Annotated in this window: 17 protein-coding genes and 1 tRNA gene; 10 read left to right on the forward strand and 8 right to left on the reverse strand. The window is 29.2% G+C overall.

Going from position 1 to position 13,657, the window contains the following annotated elements; genetic code table 11:
• The first annotated feature begins 15 nt into the window (after positions 1-15).
• The 4 genes from LNAT_RS04665 to argJ all read left to right on the forward strand — a co-directional run bounded on the left by LNAT_RS04665 (position 16) and on the right by argJ (position 3,789).
• Positions 16-1,179, forward strand: a complete 1,164-nt coding sequence (locus LNAT_RS04665; RefSeq protein WP_096258860.1) for a tetrahydrodipicolinate N-succinyltransferase N-terminal domain-containing protein — start codon at positions 16-18, stop codon at positions 1,177-1,179.
• A gap of 85 nt (positions 1,180-1,264) precedes the next feature.
• Positions 1,265-1,450: a 50S ribosomal protein L28 gene (rpmB, locus tag LNAT_RS04670; protein WP_096258861.1), complete on the forward strand. Its 186-nt coding sequence runs from the start codon at positions 1,265-1,267 to the stop codon at positions 1,448-1,450.
• A gap of 25 nt (positions 1,451-1,475) precedes the next feature.
• Positions 1,476-2,603 carry an NAD-binding protein gene (locus tag LNAT_RS04675; protein WP_096258863.1) on the forward strand — a complete coding sequence of 376 codons (1,128 nt, stop codon included), beginning with the start codon at positions 1,476-1,478 and terminating at the stop codon, positions 2,601-2,603.
• Positions 2,604-2,613: 10 nt separating this feature from the next.
• A complete protein-coding gene (gene argJ / locus LNAT_RS04680) occupies positions 2,614-3,789 on the forward strand; it encodes a bifunctional glutamate N-acetyltransferase/amino-acid acetyltransferase ArgJ (RefSeq protein ID WP_096258865.1) in 1,176 nt (391 codons plus the stop codon).
• On the opposite strand, the gene LNAT_RS04685 is transcribed toward argJ, so the two are convergent.
• Together LNAT_RS04685 and LNAT_RS04690 are read right to left on the reverse strand one after the other, a co-directional pair.
• Positions 3,786-4,451: a molybdate ABC transporter permease subunit gene (locus tag LNAT_RS04685; protein WP_096258866.1), complete on the reverse strand. Its 666-nt coding sequence runs from the start codon at positions 4,449-4,451 to the stop codon at positions 3,786-3,788. The two genes, argJ and LNAT_RS04685, sit on opposite strands and share 4 nt — an antisense overlap.
• On the reverse strand, positions 4,442-5,098 hold the full coding sequence (locus LNAT_RS04690; RefSeq protein WP_096258868.1) for a molybdate ABC transporter substrate-binding protein: 657 nt from the start codon (positions 5,096-5,098) through the stop codon (positions 4,442-4,444). Before LNAT_RS04690 ends, LNAT_RS04685 begins: the two co-directional genes overlap by 10 nt.
• A gap of 121 nt (positions 5,099-5,219) precedes the next feature.
• Here LNAT_RS04690 and LNAT_RS04695 point away from each other — a divergent pair.
• The 4 genes from LNAT_RS04695 to LNAT_RS09015 all read left to right on the forward strand — a co-directional run bounded on the left by LNAT_RS04695 (position 5,220) and on the right by LNAT_RS09015 (position 7,588).
• A tRNA-Asn gene (locus LNAT_RS04695) sits at positions 5,220-5,295 on the forward strand.
• A 176-nt stretch (positions 5,296-5,471) separates the two neighbouring features.
• Positions 5,472-6,620 (forward strand): murein transglycosylase domain-containing protein, encoded by a 1,149-nt coding sequence (locus LNAT_RS04700; protein WP_096258869.1) that lies wholly within the window; start codon positions 5,472-5,474, stop codon positions 6,618-6,620.
• Positions 6,621-7,028: 408 nt separating this feature from the next.
• On the forward strand, positions 7,029-7,283 hold the full coding sequence (locus tag LNAT_RS04705; protein ID WP_096258871.1) for a hypothetical protein: 255 nt from the start codon (positions 7,029-7,031) through the stop codon (positions 7,281-7,283).
• Positions 7,280-7,588 (forward strand): phage holin family protein, encoded by a 309-nt coding sequence (locus LNAT_RS09015; RefSeq protein WP_096258873.1) that lies wholly within the window; start codon positions 7,280-7,282, stop codon positions 7,586-7,588. The genes LNAT_RS04705 and LNAT_RS09015 overlap by 4 nt, the downstream gene beginning before the upstream one ends.
• Here LNAT_RS09015 and LNAT_RS04715 read toward each other — a convergent pair.
• From LNAT_RS04715 to LNAT_RS04740, 6 genes are read right to left on the reverse strand one after another with little or no spacing between them, the layout of a single operon-like run.
• Positions 7,578-8,396: a PLP-dependent cysteine synthase family protein gene (locus tag LNAT_RS04715; RefSeq protein ID WP_096258874.1), complete on the reverse strand. Its 819-nt coding sequence runs from the start codon at positions 8,394-8,396 to the stop codon at positions 7,578-7,580. The genes LNAT_RS09015 and LNAT_RS04715 overlap by 11 nt on opposite strands.
• Entirely contained in the window at positions 8,389-9,237 is an 849-nt protein-coding gene (locus tag LNAT_RS04720) for a lysylphosphatidylglycerol synthase transmembrane domain-containing protein (RefSeq protein WP_096258876.1), read from the reverse strand. The genes LNAT_RS04715 and LNAT_RS04720 overlap by 8 nt, the downstream gene beginning before the upstream one ends.
• 5 nt (positions 9,238-9,242) lie before the next feature.
• Entirely contained in the window at positions 9,243-10,172 is a 930-nt protein-coding gene (locus tag LNAT_RS04725; protein WP_096258877.1) for a glycosyltransferase family 2 protein, read from the reverse strand.
• Position 10,173: 1 nt separating this feature from the next.
• Positions 10,174-11,157, reverse strand: a complete 984-nt coding sequence (locus tag LNAT_RS04730; RefSeq protein ID WP_096258879.1) for an FAD-dependent monooxygenase — start codon at positions 11,155-11,157, stop codon at positions 10,174-10,176.
• Entirely contained in the window at positions 11,158-11,613 is a 456-nt protein-coding gene (locus tag LNAT_RS04735) for a hypothetical protein (protein ID WP_096258880.1), read from the reverse strand. It abuts the gene before it with no gap.
• Between the two features lie 16 nt (positions 11,614-11,629).
• Positions 11,630-11,899 carry a NifU family protein gene (locus LNAT_RS04740; protein ID WP_096258882.1) on the reverse strand — a complete coding sequence of 90 codons (270 nt, stop codon included), beginning with the start codon at positions 11,897-11,899 and terminating at the stop codon, positions 11,630-11,632.
• Between the two features lie 262 nt (positions 11,900-12,161).
• On the opposite strand from LNAT_RS04740, the gene LNAT_RS04745 reads away from it, so the two are divergent.
• Complete coding sequence (locus LNAT_RS04745) at positions 12,162-12,713, forward strand: hypothetical protein (protein WP_096258884.1); 552 nt, start codon at positions 12,162-12,164, stop codon at positions 12,711-12,713.
• Entirely contained in the window at positions 12,694-13,650 is a 957-nt protein-coding gene (locus LNAT_RS04750; RefSeq protein ID WP_096258886.1) for an SPL family radical SAM protein, read from the forward strand. The genes LNAT_RS04745 and LNAT_RS04750 overlap by 20 nt, the downstream gene beginning before the upstream one ends.
• Positions 13,651-13,657: the final 7 nt, after the last annotated feature.

A 13,657-nucleotide genomic window follows, 5' to 3' on the forward strand; every position in this document is an offset into this window, starting at 1 on the left:
CAAAAAAGGATTTAGATGTTTGAAAAGTTAGTGGAAAATATAAAAGATTACAGAAAGCCGCTTGCTTTTGGAATAGCAAGGGTAGATCTCGGGCAGTTAAACCATGATAAAGTTCTGCAGGCGACATATCCTGTAATCAACTGGAATGAAAATTTTGGAAGCGCCGCCGTGTTTATCAGAAGTTTAATTGAGTGCGGGGTTGATGTTAATTTTAACGATTCAGAGTTTGTAGCACCTATAAATAAATCTTTTGTGGACAGGGCACTTGAATTTTTTGGGGAAGATCTTATTGCTGAAGCAGTCGGCGATAAACATAAAAATATTCAGGTTTTAAAAGTATTAAAAGATATTTTTGAAGAAGAACTTTATGATAATTATAGAATCTGCTTTTTATTTGAAGATGCCGCTCCAAAATCAGTAGAATCAGTTTATTTAAAATTATATGCTTTATCTACTAGAAAAGTACCTCTTAGAAGTATTAATTTAAATGGAGCTTTTGGAGTGTTACACAATGTAGCGTGGGTAGGCAATGTTCCAATTGAACTTGAATATTTAAAAGCTCATGAAATTGAAATGAAACTTAGAGATTCTTTTCCTGAAATTGAGTATGTTGATAAATTTCCAAGATACCTCTCTCATATCATTCCAGAAGAAAATATAAGAATCCTTGATACAAGTAAAGTCAGATTCGGTGCTCAGATTGCACCAGGCACTACTGTGATGCCGGGAGCTAGTTATATTAATTTTAATGCTGGAACCGAGGGACCTGTAATGGTTGAGGGTAGAATCAGCTCATCCGCAGTGGTGAAAGAAGGTGCAGATGTTGGCGGAGGTGCGAGTATTTTGGGAGTGCTTAGCGGAACTAACGGAAATCCTATTACAATCGGTAGAAATACACTGCTTGGCGCCAATTCGGTAACTGGAATACCTCTGGGGGATGGATGTATAGTTGATGCGGGAATTGCAGTACTTGAGGGTACAAAAATCTGGATTAGCGAAGATGAGTTTAATAAAATAAAAGAGGTAAATCCAAGCTGGAATGCGGAATATAAAGAATATTTTAAAGGTTTGGAGTTAGCCGGGCTTAATGGAATTCATTACAGATTTGATACAACTAAAGGTAAAATGGTGGCGTTTAGAAGCAGAAGGGAAGTAAAACTTAATGAGGAATTGCACTGATTCCTTTTTTTAAGGAAAAAATAAAATTTAAATAAATTAAATTTTTGATATAATTTCAAACTCAAATAAAGAAAAAGGATATTAAATGGCAAGAAAATGCGAAATTTGTGGAAAAGGTCCTCAATTTGGAAACAGAGTGAGCCATTCAAATAGAAAAACAAGACATAAATTTAATCCAAATATTCAAAACGTTAGAATTAAGATCAACGGTGTATCAAGAAGAATCAGAATTTGTACAAGTTGTCTTAGAAATTTAAAGAAATCAGTATAAATTTTCCCCAATTTATGGGGTTTTTATGACTTTTAAGGGAAAATTATCTAAATTTTTTCATTGGGAAATTTCCAGAAAACCCGAAGTTGACTTATCTTCTGAAATCTGGTCTGAATTAAAACCGTTCAGAGCTCCCCTTATTCTTACTATTTTAATCGAATTGTTTGGTACGCTTGGTTATATATTTATTGATCATTTTTCTTTAATGGATGCTATTTATCAAACAGGCATTACTTTTACAACTGTCGGTTTTGGTGAAATTGCTCCGATTTCTCCTATGGGAAGACTTTTTACTATATTTTTGATTGTCGCCGGATTTGCTGTGTTTTCTTATGCAGTGGGAATTTTGGTTGATGTAATTAATAAAGGGCGTCTTTTATCGCTACTTAAGGAGAATAGAATGCTTTATAAAATTGCAAGACTTAAAAACCATTATGTTGTATGTTTTCATAATGAATATACAATGGATTTGACAAAAGAACTTAGACGCGCCCATATTCCGTTTGTGGTAATTGACAATAATGAAAATTTGGAAGAAATTGCAAAAAAATATAAATATCCTTTTTTCGTAAAGGGCGACCCTCATACAACACTCGCACTTAAAAAAGCCTCCTTAAGTAGTGCAAAAGGCGTAATATCTCTGTCTAAAAATGTAGCAGACAATATTGCATTAATCAGTAGTGTAAAACTTTATGAAAAAGAACTTAACCGTCATCCTTATTATATTCTTTCAGTCGCCCAAACAGAAGAAGATATTGAAAAACTAACAAAACTTGGGGCTCATGAAGTTTTATCCCCTAACAAATTAGTTGCCAAAAGAATGACTGCAATTGCAGTAAAACCTGATGTAAAGAATATTTTGGAAGAGTTTGTATATTCAACAGACACCCCGCTTGATTTGGAAGAAATTACTGTTAGTAAGAAATCTTGGGTGGCGTACAAAAAGTTAAAAGATACTCATTTAAGAGAACTTTTTAATGTAAGTGTTATTGGTGTCCAGGAAGCAAGTGGAAAATTTATACCTATTCCAAAAGGTGAATATATATTAAAGCCAGGAGACAAATTATTAGTAGTCGGTACTTCAAAAGATATGCCAAAAGCAAGATTTGTGATAAGAAGTACTAAAAAACCAAAAAATATAGATTTTATTTAAAGGATAAATGATGTTTAGAATCACACCTGTAAAAAACGGACTTTGCAGTATTGATGGTATTTATGCGGACGGAGTAAATGGAGGATTTAAAAAAGAGGGGTTTGATGTCGGATTTATAAGAAGTGAAAAAGAAATGGATGTTGTTTATCTTTTTACCACAAATAAATTTCAGGCGGCACCTATTAAATATGTTTTAAGGGAAAATATTAAAAAAACAAATTTTGTTCTAGCAAATTCAAAAAATGCAAATGCCCTCACAGGAGAAGAGGGAATAAATGACATAAAAGAGATTTTAAATTATTTATCTCAAAAAACAAATGTGGTAAATCCTATAATGAGTTCAACCGGGGTAATCGGAGTTAGGATAGATAAAGAAAAAATAAAAAATGCTATTGATAAATTTGATTTTAATGCCAAAAATTCAGAAAACTTTGCAAAAGCAATAATGACTACGGATTCTTTTCATAAAGAAATAGCTTTTGAAGTGGAAGGCAAATTTGGAAAATTTAAAATTGCGGGTGTTGCAAAAGGTGCTGGGATGATAAATCCGGCAATGGCTACGATGCTTTGCTTTATTGTAACTGATGCCAATATTCCAGAAAATGAAATGAGAGAAATTTTAAAAGAAGTTAATGAGAATACATTTAATGCAATCAGTGTTGACGGGGACACTTCCACAAATGACAGCGTGTTTTTAATGACTACAAGAGATGGTGGTTATGAAAAAGAGGCTTTTAAGCAGGCTCTAAATCATGTAATGCTTAAACTTGCAACAGATATTGTAAGAGACGGGGAGGGTGCAAATAAACTCGTAGCATTTGAAGTAAAAGGTGCTAAAAACAGAAATGAAGCCAAAATAGCTGCAAAAGCGCTTACCAATTCACTTCTTGTAAAAACAGCGATTTTCGGGGAAGACCCGAACTGGGGAAGAATTGCTTCAACAATTGGTGCAAGCGGAGTGGAATGTGATGAAAATGCTTTATCTATTAAAATAGGTGATGTTTTGGTTTATGAGAGGGGTAAAATTTATTTTGACAAAGTCACAGAAGAAAAAGCCCATAATGTAATGAAAAAAGATTCTTTTAAAATAGAAGTTGATTTGGGAATGGGTGATGGTGAATTCAGGGCTTTTGGGTGTGATTTGAGTTATGATTATGTAAAAATCAATGCGGAATACAGAACTTAACGTTCTTTTTCCAAAATTTTTAAAATTATAAAGAATATTAATGAAATTATAAACATAATAATACTTAAATTAAAAGCGGTATTTAAATCTCCGTTAAATACACTTGTAAATATTTCAAGAGAAATGGTGTTTGTTTTAAAAGGAATGTTTCCTCCAAGCATTAAAGAAATTCCTATTTCTGAAAAAATTCTAGTTATAGATAATATTATGGATACTAAAAAAGTTTTTTTTATTCCGGGAAGAATTACGAACATAAATGTATTTAATTTGCTTTTTCCGCTTATATAAGCCGCTTCTTTTACATTCACAGGATAGTTTTTTATAGCTGAAATTAGCGGTTTTGAATACCATGGGAGAGATGCAATAAAACCGGCTAAAACCAAGGAATAAAAATTAAAAATTAGATTAATATGCATTTTTGATAATATCTGTCCCAAAGAACTGTTTTGTGAAAGAAAATATAAAAGTAAAAAACCCGTTACAATAGGAGGTAGGGCAAGAGGTAAATCCAATATAAAAGAGATAATTTTGGCATAAATTGAATTGGATTCCGCCAAATAAAAGGATATAATATTTCCTGCAATAATAAGCAGTAACAAATCTGCTGCTAAAACTTTAAGGGATAAAATTATTGAAAAAACAGCTTCCTGATTTAAAAACATATTCCCTTACTTTTTAAATATTTTTTTATTTTCTCAGATTTTAAAAAATGAATAAAATTATTGCAGGGCTTATTGTTTTTAATTTCGGCAAAGCCCAATATTATAGGGTTGTAATTATTTTTAATTTCTAAATACCTATATTTGTTTTTGAAAAAAATCGCCATTGCTTTGTTAGCTACTGCACACTCAACAAGATTCATTTGTAAATAATTGATTCCCTGAGGCATCATAGATACAGTTAATATGTGTTTAGGATTAATTTTTGAATTGTTAAAAAATTCTTTTGCCCTTTCGCCGTAAATTGTCCCTTTTGGATTTGGAACTGCTAATTTTAAATTGTTTAATTTATTTATAATTATTTGTTTTTTACAGATTATTGTTAATCTGTCTTTTCCAATGGGTATAAAATTTTTAAAATTATTTTCTTTTAAAGTTTCTTTTTCTCCAAAAATCATGGCAATGTTTTTAAATTTAGCGTTGGCAATAAGTGTACCTAATGGTCCATATATTACATTTATTTTTTCTTTATGTATTGAATTGTATTGTTTTAATAAAGGTTTAAAGATTTCTTTATATCCGCCGGTAATTCCAATAATGCAGTTTGCAAAAATTTTTACTGAAATAATTAGTAAAATAATTTTTTTCATTTTATTCCTTATACGTTATATAAAAAAATATATAACGAATTGTACAATTTTTATTTTTTCTTGTCAATTTTTTTAAATTATATTGAAATTTAAAAATTTTTTGTTATAATTTCAACGTCAATCCGGCGTAGCTCAGTCGGTAGAGCAGACGGCTGTTAACCGTCGGGTCAGAGGTTCGAGTCCTCTCGCCGGAGCCACCATGTAAATGTAAAATTAAAAATGGATAATGAGAAGATTAATTCTTTATTTATAATAAAGTGTCTGTCACTATAAAGCTGCAATATTTTTACTACAATATTTTTATTTTATATTTAGTTAGTGCCTATTTATCTTTTATTCTATAAATTTTCTAATTTTTAATATAATTTTATTTATGAAAAAAATATTTTTAATTTTATTATTCCTTTTAACTGGATGCAGTGTTGGTGATTATCAAAATATAGCTTCTATTGCAGTTTCCAAAAATCCAAAAACGGCATTAAAAAGTTATTTAATTAGAAAAAAAAATTATTATATAACTCATCCAAATGCACTTGCAAAAGATATAAAAAATTTTATTTATCATTTTAATTTAGAAGTTAAAAAATTTACAAAAGCAATTTCAATTTGGCAAAATCCTAAAAAACCTACAACAAAAAAATTAGTTAAATATTCAAGTCATTACAGGGCCAGGGCTATTATTGATTTTGACAGGGGATTTGTAAAAGTTGAAACGATAGATAAAAATTATAAAAATGTTTTGAAAACGGCTCTTGTTAACACTATGCTTATGCCGGAAGACCCGAGAAGTGTTGATTTATTCAGTGATAAGATTGTTTTAAAAGGCAAACCTTTTTTAGCCGGGCAGGTTTATGATAATGAAGGAAAACTTGTTTTATATAAGTGGAGGGCAAACAGATATGCTGATTATCTTATAAAACATAAATTAAGGAATTATATTTACAGGGGACAGAGGATTTATAATGTCACTTTTCCTCTTGCGAAAAACAGTGAAATAGTAAGGGCTAAAAAATATTTGCCTTATGTAAAAGAATATTCTAAAAAGTACTATATTTCTAAAAGTTTAATTTTGGGAATTATTAAAACCGAGAGTGATTTTAACCCTTATGCAGTAAGTTATGTGCCGGCTTTTGGGCTTATGCAGATAGTCCCTACTACTGCGGGAGTGGAAGGTTATGAAAGGGCTTACGGATATAAACATATTCCAAGTAAGGAATTTTTGTTTGTACCTAAAAACAATATCCATATAGGTTCCGCTTATTTGAATTTATTATATTATAGATATCTCTCTAAAATAAAAAATCCTGTGAGTCGAGAATATATGATGATAGCAGCATACAACAGCGGAATAGGGAATGTTTTAAGAGTTTTTAACATAAGAAGGGACAGGGCAATAGCTATCGTTAATTCTTTGAGCCCAAAAGAAGTTTATTACAGATTGGTTCACAGACTTCCTACAAGCGAAGGAAGGCGTTATCTTCCAAAAGTGCTTAAAAACAGAAACAGGTTTGTGTCTTTGTAATATTAAAAAGGAATTTATATAGGAATTGAAATAACCAACTTAATATTTCTTGTAATATTTTATAACTAGTATTTTAGTTAGCTGTAATGGATGTTTGATTGATATTTGGGGTTTGAAATCATTTACTCTCCGAATCTTTCAAAAGAATTAGTTTATTGTGTTTTTTAGCGTTTTTTATTTTTTATCGGCTCTGCATCTGAAATCGGATGATTTAAGAAGATATTTTTTGGTTATTTTGCTATTGTACTTTCTGGTGTTATCTTTTTATTGTAACAGTTTTTGTTTTTGTAGTATTTTTTGATGTGAGATGTTTTTATTGCTGTATATAAAAAATTAGCTGAGGATATTGATGCTGAAATTTTTGAAATAGAAAATGAGTTGTGATATAATGAAAAAAAAGGATGAAAAATGGAAAAAATAAATCAGACTTTAAATAATCTTGAAAATGCGGTTAAAAACAGTGATGAACAAAAAGCTTCAGATATTTTAAATGAACTTAAAAATAGTTTAAATTTAAAACTTGATAATGAAGAAGCAAAAGAAATAAAAGCAAAACTTGAGGAAATATTGGAAGAAACTAAAAAACAAGCACTTGAACACCCTCTGTTCGCAATAGCAGTGGCAGGTATTATAGGATTTTTACTTGGCAGACTTAGCAAATGAATGATAAAAGAGGTAATATAATTATTTCGATTTTAGAAGTTGTTTTGTTGTTAATAAGAAGTAATTTATTGTTTTCGTTTAAAGAAGAGATAAAAAAAGATACTTCTAAATATTTAAAGATTTTGTTTTTGGGGACAGTTGGGCTAATATTTTTTATTTTATTTTTAATTTTTATAAGTTTTGGGGTTTATGAATTCTTAAAACTTTATATGAAGAGTTATTATGCCTTTTTGATTATAGGAGGGATTTATTTTTTTATATTTTTATATTTTATTTTTATTATAAAAAAACACCTCAGAGGCTGAGGTATTTTTCTATCCCGTCCGGTGCTACTGTGACTATGTTTCCGTTCAGTTCTTTTGCAGCTAAAATATTTGCAGCTGTTGAAATACCTCCTGTTATTCCTAAATTCGGTAATTTTTTCATATATTCCACCGCTTGAATGCTGTCAATTAATATTACATCATCGATTAAACTTAAATCCACAATTTTTGGAATAAATCCGGCACCTATTCCCTGGATATTGTGTTTGTTTATAGGCAGGTTTTTATTTTTTAGTTTATTATAAATTACCGGGGTTTCTTTTGGTTCAACCGCAATAATTTTTACTCCTAAAGGTTTTAATACTTTTGCGATTCCCGTGATTGTTCCCCCGCTTCCAACACCGGCTACAAAATATTCGATTTTTTCAATCTGGTTTAAAATTTCAAATGCTGTTGAATATTCATGGGAAAGTGAATTTAGGGGGTTTTCGAATTGATTAGTATAATAAGCATTATGTTTTTTTATATATTCTTTGGCTTCATTTATGGCATCAGTTATATTTCCATCGGTTAAAATAAGATTTGCCCCATACATTCTAAGTAGTTTTTGCCTTTCTATTGAAAAGCTTTTTGGCATAAAAATTGTGGGTTTAATACCAAATTTTTTTGCATAAAAACTTAAAGCGATTCCTGTATTCCCGCTTGTAACTTCCACAATTTCACTAAAACCTTTTGAAAAAGCATCTTTTAGCATAAATAGGGCCGGCCTATCTTTAATACTTCCGGCCGGGTTTTTGTATTCGAGTTTGACTGAAATATTGTTTAGCTGAAAAATTGGTGTATTAAACATGTTTGCTCCTAATAAATAAAATTCCTATACTTGATGATATTAAAGTTATAATAAAAAATAAAAATGCTGAGAGTATTCCGGCTTCAGCATTTATATTAAAATATTTGGCCGCATAAAGAAAAGTCAGCTCTCTTAGTCCAACTCCCCCGATAGATATTGGTATTACGCTGATAATTGATGAAATTAAAAATAAAATTCCGTAATCGATTAGATTTTCTTTTACATTAAACGCAAATAAAATTAAAATAAATGTAATTAACTGAAGTGACTGAATTATTAAAGAAAAAATAAATGTTTTAAAAAAACTTTTTTTAAATTCAAAAAATAAATATTTGTGAATAAAATATAAAACAAAAGGGGAAATAAGCAAAAGAGACGAAGCATAAACTAAAAAAACTTTAAAACTGCTGAAAAAAACTAAAACGGAAATAATTACAAAGATGGCGAAAAGTCCGGAAAATCTGTCTATTAAAAGAGCTTTTATAATTTTTTTGTAACCAACTTCAAATTTTTTTTGAAATTTATATGCTTTATATGCATCTCCCCCGATTCCTCCAGGAAGCAGAATATTATAAAACATTCCGAGATAATAAAGCATCAGCTGGGTTTTAAAAGAGGGTGTCACCTTTATGTTTTTTAGATAATTATGGACTCTTAGGGCCGAAATTATCTGAGAGATATTAAAGGTGATAAATGCCAAAAATAAAAAAGAAGGATAAATTAATTTTATTTCTTTTAATTTATTAATATCGATTTTATTGATAATTATAAAAAAAGCTGAAAAAATAAAAAGAATTTTGATTAAAAGTTTTATCTTTTTTTTGAATTTTACATTTCCCATTTCAATTATCCGTTTTTAGTGACTATCTCTTTTATAATGTAAGGTTTTTTGTTTTGGGATTCATAATAAGTCCTAATCATAATTTCTGCCAAAAATCCCGTGGTAATTAACTGAATACCTCCAATTATAAAAAGGGTGCCAAGTGTAAGAAGGGGTCTGTTGCCGATACTCTCTCCAAACAGTTTTAAAATAAAAAGATATAAATCAATCAAAGCTCCAAGACTAAACATTATAAATCCCACCGTTCCAAAAAAATGCATTGGTTTTTGTCCGAATCTCTGCATAAAAACAAGATACATCAAATCACTTATTACTTTAAAGATTCTGTTAAAACCGTATTTACTTTTTCCAAATTTTCTTTCATGGTGTTTTACAGGGACTTCCGTTATTTTAGCTCCGTATATTTTGGCAAGAATTGGTATAAATCTGTGAAGTTCACCGTATAATTGAAGATTTTTGGCAACGTCTTTTTTAAACACTTTCAAAGTGCATCCATAATCGGTAATGTGAACACCTGTAATTTTTCTTATTATTTTATTTGCAATTTTGCTTAAAAATTTTCTTACGGGCTCGTCCTGTCTTTTTGCCCTGATGCCTGCAACCACATCATAACCTTCGTTTAATTTTTCTATCATCATTGGAATATCGCTTGGATCGTTTTGCAAATCTCCGTCGATTGTTACAATAATGTCTCCCTGGGCAACTTCAATGCCGGCAGCCATGGCAGAAGTTTGTCCGTAATTTCTATTTAAAATTATAAGTTTTGTTTTATCATTCATATATTTTTTTATTTCTTCAACTGTATTGTCAGTGCTTCCGTCATCTACTAAAATAAGTTCATAATCAAAATTTTTAAGCGCTTTTTCCACTTCTTCTATTAAATATTTTATATTGTCTTCTTCATTCATTAATGGAACTACTACAGAAATTTTCATTTTAATCCTTTTTAAATTTTTTTCCAAGCCAGAGAGAAACGCTAAAATTTCTCATTTTTTTAAGTTTATGCAGTTTTATCATTAAGTTTTTTAATTTTGTCTGGTTTATTCTTTCGATTAATTTCATAAATTTAAACTGTTTATAAAATCTTTTATTCCATTCTTTTTCATAATCCAAGTTATATATAATGGAATTGGCAAGAATTTCAGCAGAATGAACTGCATAATAAATTCCTTCAAAACTCATAGGCATAACCTGACCCGCAGCATCACCGACAAAAAAAATATTATCTTTTTTTATAATTATTCCTTCTTCCCATGTAGGGATAAAATATCCCTTGGCTTTTACGTTTACATTTAAATATTTACAGAAATTATTAAAGCTGTTTTTGTCCACACTTCCTATATGGGTTTTATTTACATGAGGAAATTCCCATGCATAATATTTTCCGCCCAGTTCTTCATCAAAATAAAATTTACAGGTGTCTGTTTTTTTATCTATTCTTGCATAATGTGTTATGGTTTTTGGTACAGGTGGGAGGTTCAGTACTTTTCTAACAGTGGAATTAACTCCGTCAGCCCCTATTAATATGTCATAATCAAATAATAATTTTTCTTTGTTTATTTCAATTAAGGCTTTTTTATCTTCAAATTTTTTAAATTTTCCGTAATAAAGTTTTGCGCCGTTTTTTACCGCTAAATCCCTTAAAGTTTTGTCAAATTCTTTTCTTAAAACAATTGAAAGGTTTTCTCCTTTTAAATCAATTTTTATTTTTTCTTTTTTATAACACATATAAACATAGCTTAATTTATGTTTTATTAAATTTTTTGGAATATCCATTTCATCAAAAATTTTTGTTTTTGTGCCTCCTCCGCATGGTTTGTCCCAGTTTTTGTCCTGAATGAGGGTAACATCAAATTTTTTAGCAAGAAGCCTTGCTGCAGTAGCCCCAGCCGGTCCTCCGCCAATAACTAAGATTTTCAATTAAAAATTCCTCTGTTTTTTATAATTAAACGGATTTATATGGTTATATTTAGTTTTTTTAATTACCACAAATACCGAATTTTTATATAAAAGTTTATAATCTTTAATTTTTGCGAGATTATCAACTGTTGTAAAAATCGCATTTTTTTCTTTTGCAATGTTTTTTGCTTTAAAATAAGGTATTAAATAATAAGAAACACCAAGATAAAGATAAAAAAATAAAATATATAAAATTCCGGTAATTACGGCAAACCTTGAATATTTTTTATTAAAACTTAAAAATAAAAACAAGATCAAAAAACCGTAATAAATAATATTCATTTTTGGATAAACAACCAAAAACAGTGCTTTCAAAAAAGGAGAAAAATCAGAATAAAAAAAAGTTATAAACATTGGAATTAAAAATGCAATTGTAAAAAGTATGTAAAATAACCTTTTTAATTTTTCACTTTTCATTTTTCATTTTCACTTTTTATATAGGGAATACTCTTATCTTATCAGTATCAAGTCTTTTTCTCAGTGTTTCTTCTATTGCAAAAAGAGTCGCCCCGCCTGCAGAAGAGCATGCGGCACAGGCTCCGCCGTATCTTATATATACATGGGTTTCACCGTTATTTTCTCTCACATCTAAAACTTCCGCCATTCCACCGTCAAATGCAAGCATTGGTAAAATATCTTTTTTGATTACTTCTTCAATAGCCTCAATTTTTTCTTTTAAATTCATTTCTTCAAATTTTTTCATTTGTTTCCTTTTTTATAGAATATATCAAAAAATATCCGTTAAACAAAATTTAGTATAATTTTATCAAAAAGGCGTTAAAATTACAGGAATAGTCTGCAGTTATTTAAAAGAAGCCAAATTATTAATCGAATGGTTAAATTTAAAAAGGGTAAATGATAAGTTTTTAATTTATGAAAATGAGAAATATTCTTTAATTGTTTCAAACCAGGGGAAAATAAATTCGGCTATTGCAACAACTTATCTTCTCTCAACCCGAAGAATTTTGAACATAATAAATTTTGGAATAGCCGGAAGCAGCAATCACAAAATAGGTGAAATATTTTTAATAAATAAAATTAATAACAAATTTTTTCCTGATATTTTGATAAATCATCCTTTCAGGGAAAGTGAAATAATCTGCGTAGATGAGGTAGTAACGGATGGAAATTATAATTTAGTTGATATGGAGAGTGTCGGATTTTTTCAGGCTGCAACTAAATTTTTAAAAGCACACAATATTTTTTTAATTAAAATTGTAAGCGATAATTTAGTCTGTTTCAGACCTACCGATGAATTTATGAGAGATTTAATAACGCCTCATAAAGAAAAGATTTTGAGATTTTTAGATGGTTTGAAAGAAAAAGAGGAGATTGATTTTAGTGAAGTTGAAAAATTAGTTAAAAAATATAACCTCTCTTTTTCGCAGAAAGAAAAATTAAAAGATTTTCTTATCTATTACAAACTTAATAATTTAGAATTTCCCAAGTTTAATTTTGAAAAAACAAACAGAAAAAAAGATTTTGAAAGAATTGTAAATGAACTTAAAAAATTTTAGTCATATTTATGTTGAAAAAAGGGTTTTAAATTATCCTTATGTAAAAAAAATTCTTGAAAAATTTAAAGACGGCGAAATTATTGAAATAAATCACTATAAAGACAGATTTAACCCATATTATCAGTCATTCAGGGCGCAGAAAAATTCTCAAAAATTGATTTTGGCTAAAAAAGAACCTCCTTTTTTATATGAAGCAAGTGATTTGATTCAAAAGCAAGATACTAATTTTTTTTATACCACTCCTATGCTTAACTGTATTTATGACTGTCATTACTGTTTTTTGCAGGGAATGTATCCAAGCGCCAATGTAGTTTTGTTTGTAAATTTTGAGGATTTTTTTGAAGAGGTTGAAAGAACTTATAAAAAACTGGGAAATATGTTTTTATCCATCTCATACGATACAGATGTTTTAGCTGTTGAAAAGCTTTTTGGCGTGGCTAAAATTTGGGCCGATTTTGTAAAAGGTAAAAACATAAAACTTGAACTTCGCACGAAATCTGTAAATGTAAATTTTCCTTATCAGGAGAATCTGGTGTTTGCCTTTTCACTCTCTCCTGATACTGTAATTCAAAAATACGAAAAATTTACTCCTTCTCTTTTTGCCAGAATCAATGCAGTAAAAAAAATAATTAAAAAAGGCTACAAACCTGTAATTGTATTTGATCCAATCATAAAAGTGCCTGATTTTAAGAAAGTTTATAAAGAGTTTATGGATAAAGTATTCAGTGAAATTGATTACAAAAATATTTCAGCCGTTGTGTATGGTACTTTTAGGATGAGTTCAAATCAATTTAAATTGATTAAAAAGGAAATGTTTAGTGACTTATATTTCTCCCCATATAGCGTAAAAAATGGAATTGTTGAATATGAAGATAAAAAAGAAATAATTGAATTTATTGAAAGTTTGTTGCCTGACGTGAAAAAATTCAAAGCCTAAAAAAAGG

It is taken from the genome of Lebetimonas natsushimae, from assembly GCF_002335445.1.
In the GTDB taxonomy this organism is placed as follows: domain Bacteria; phylum Campylobacterota; class Campylobacteria; order Campylobacterales; family Nautiliaceae; genus Lebetimonas; species Lebetimonas natsushimae.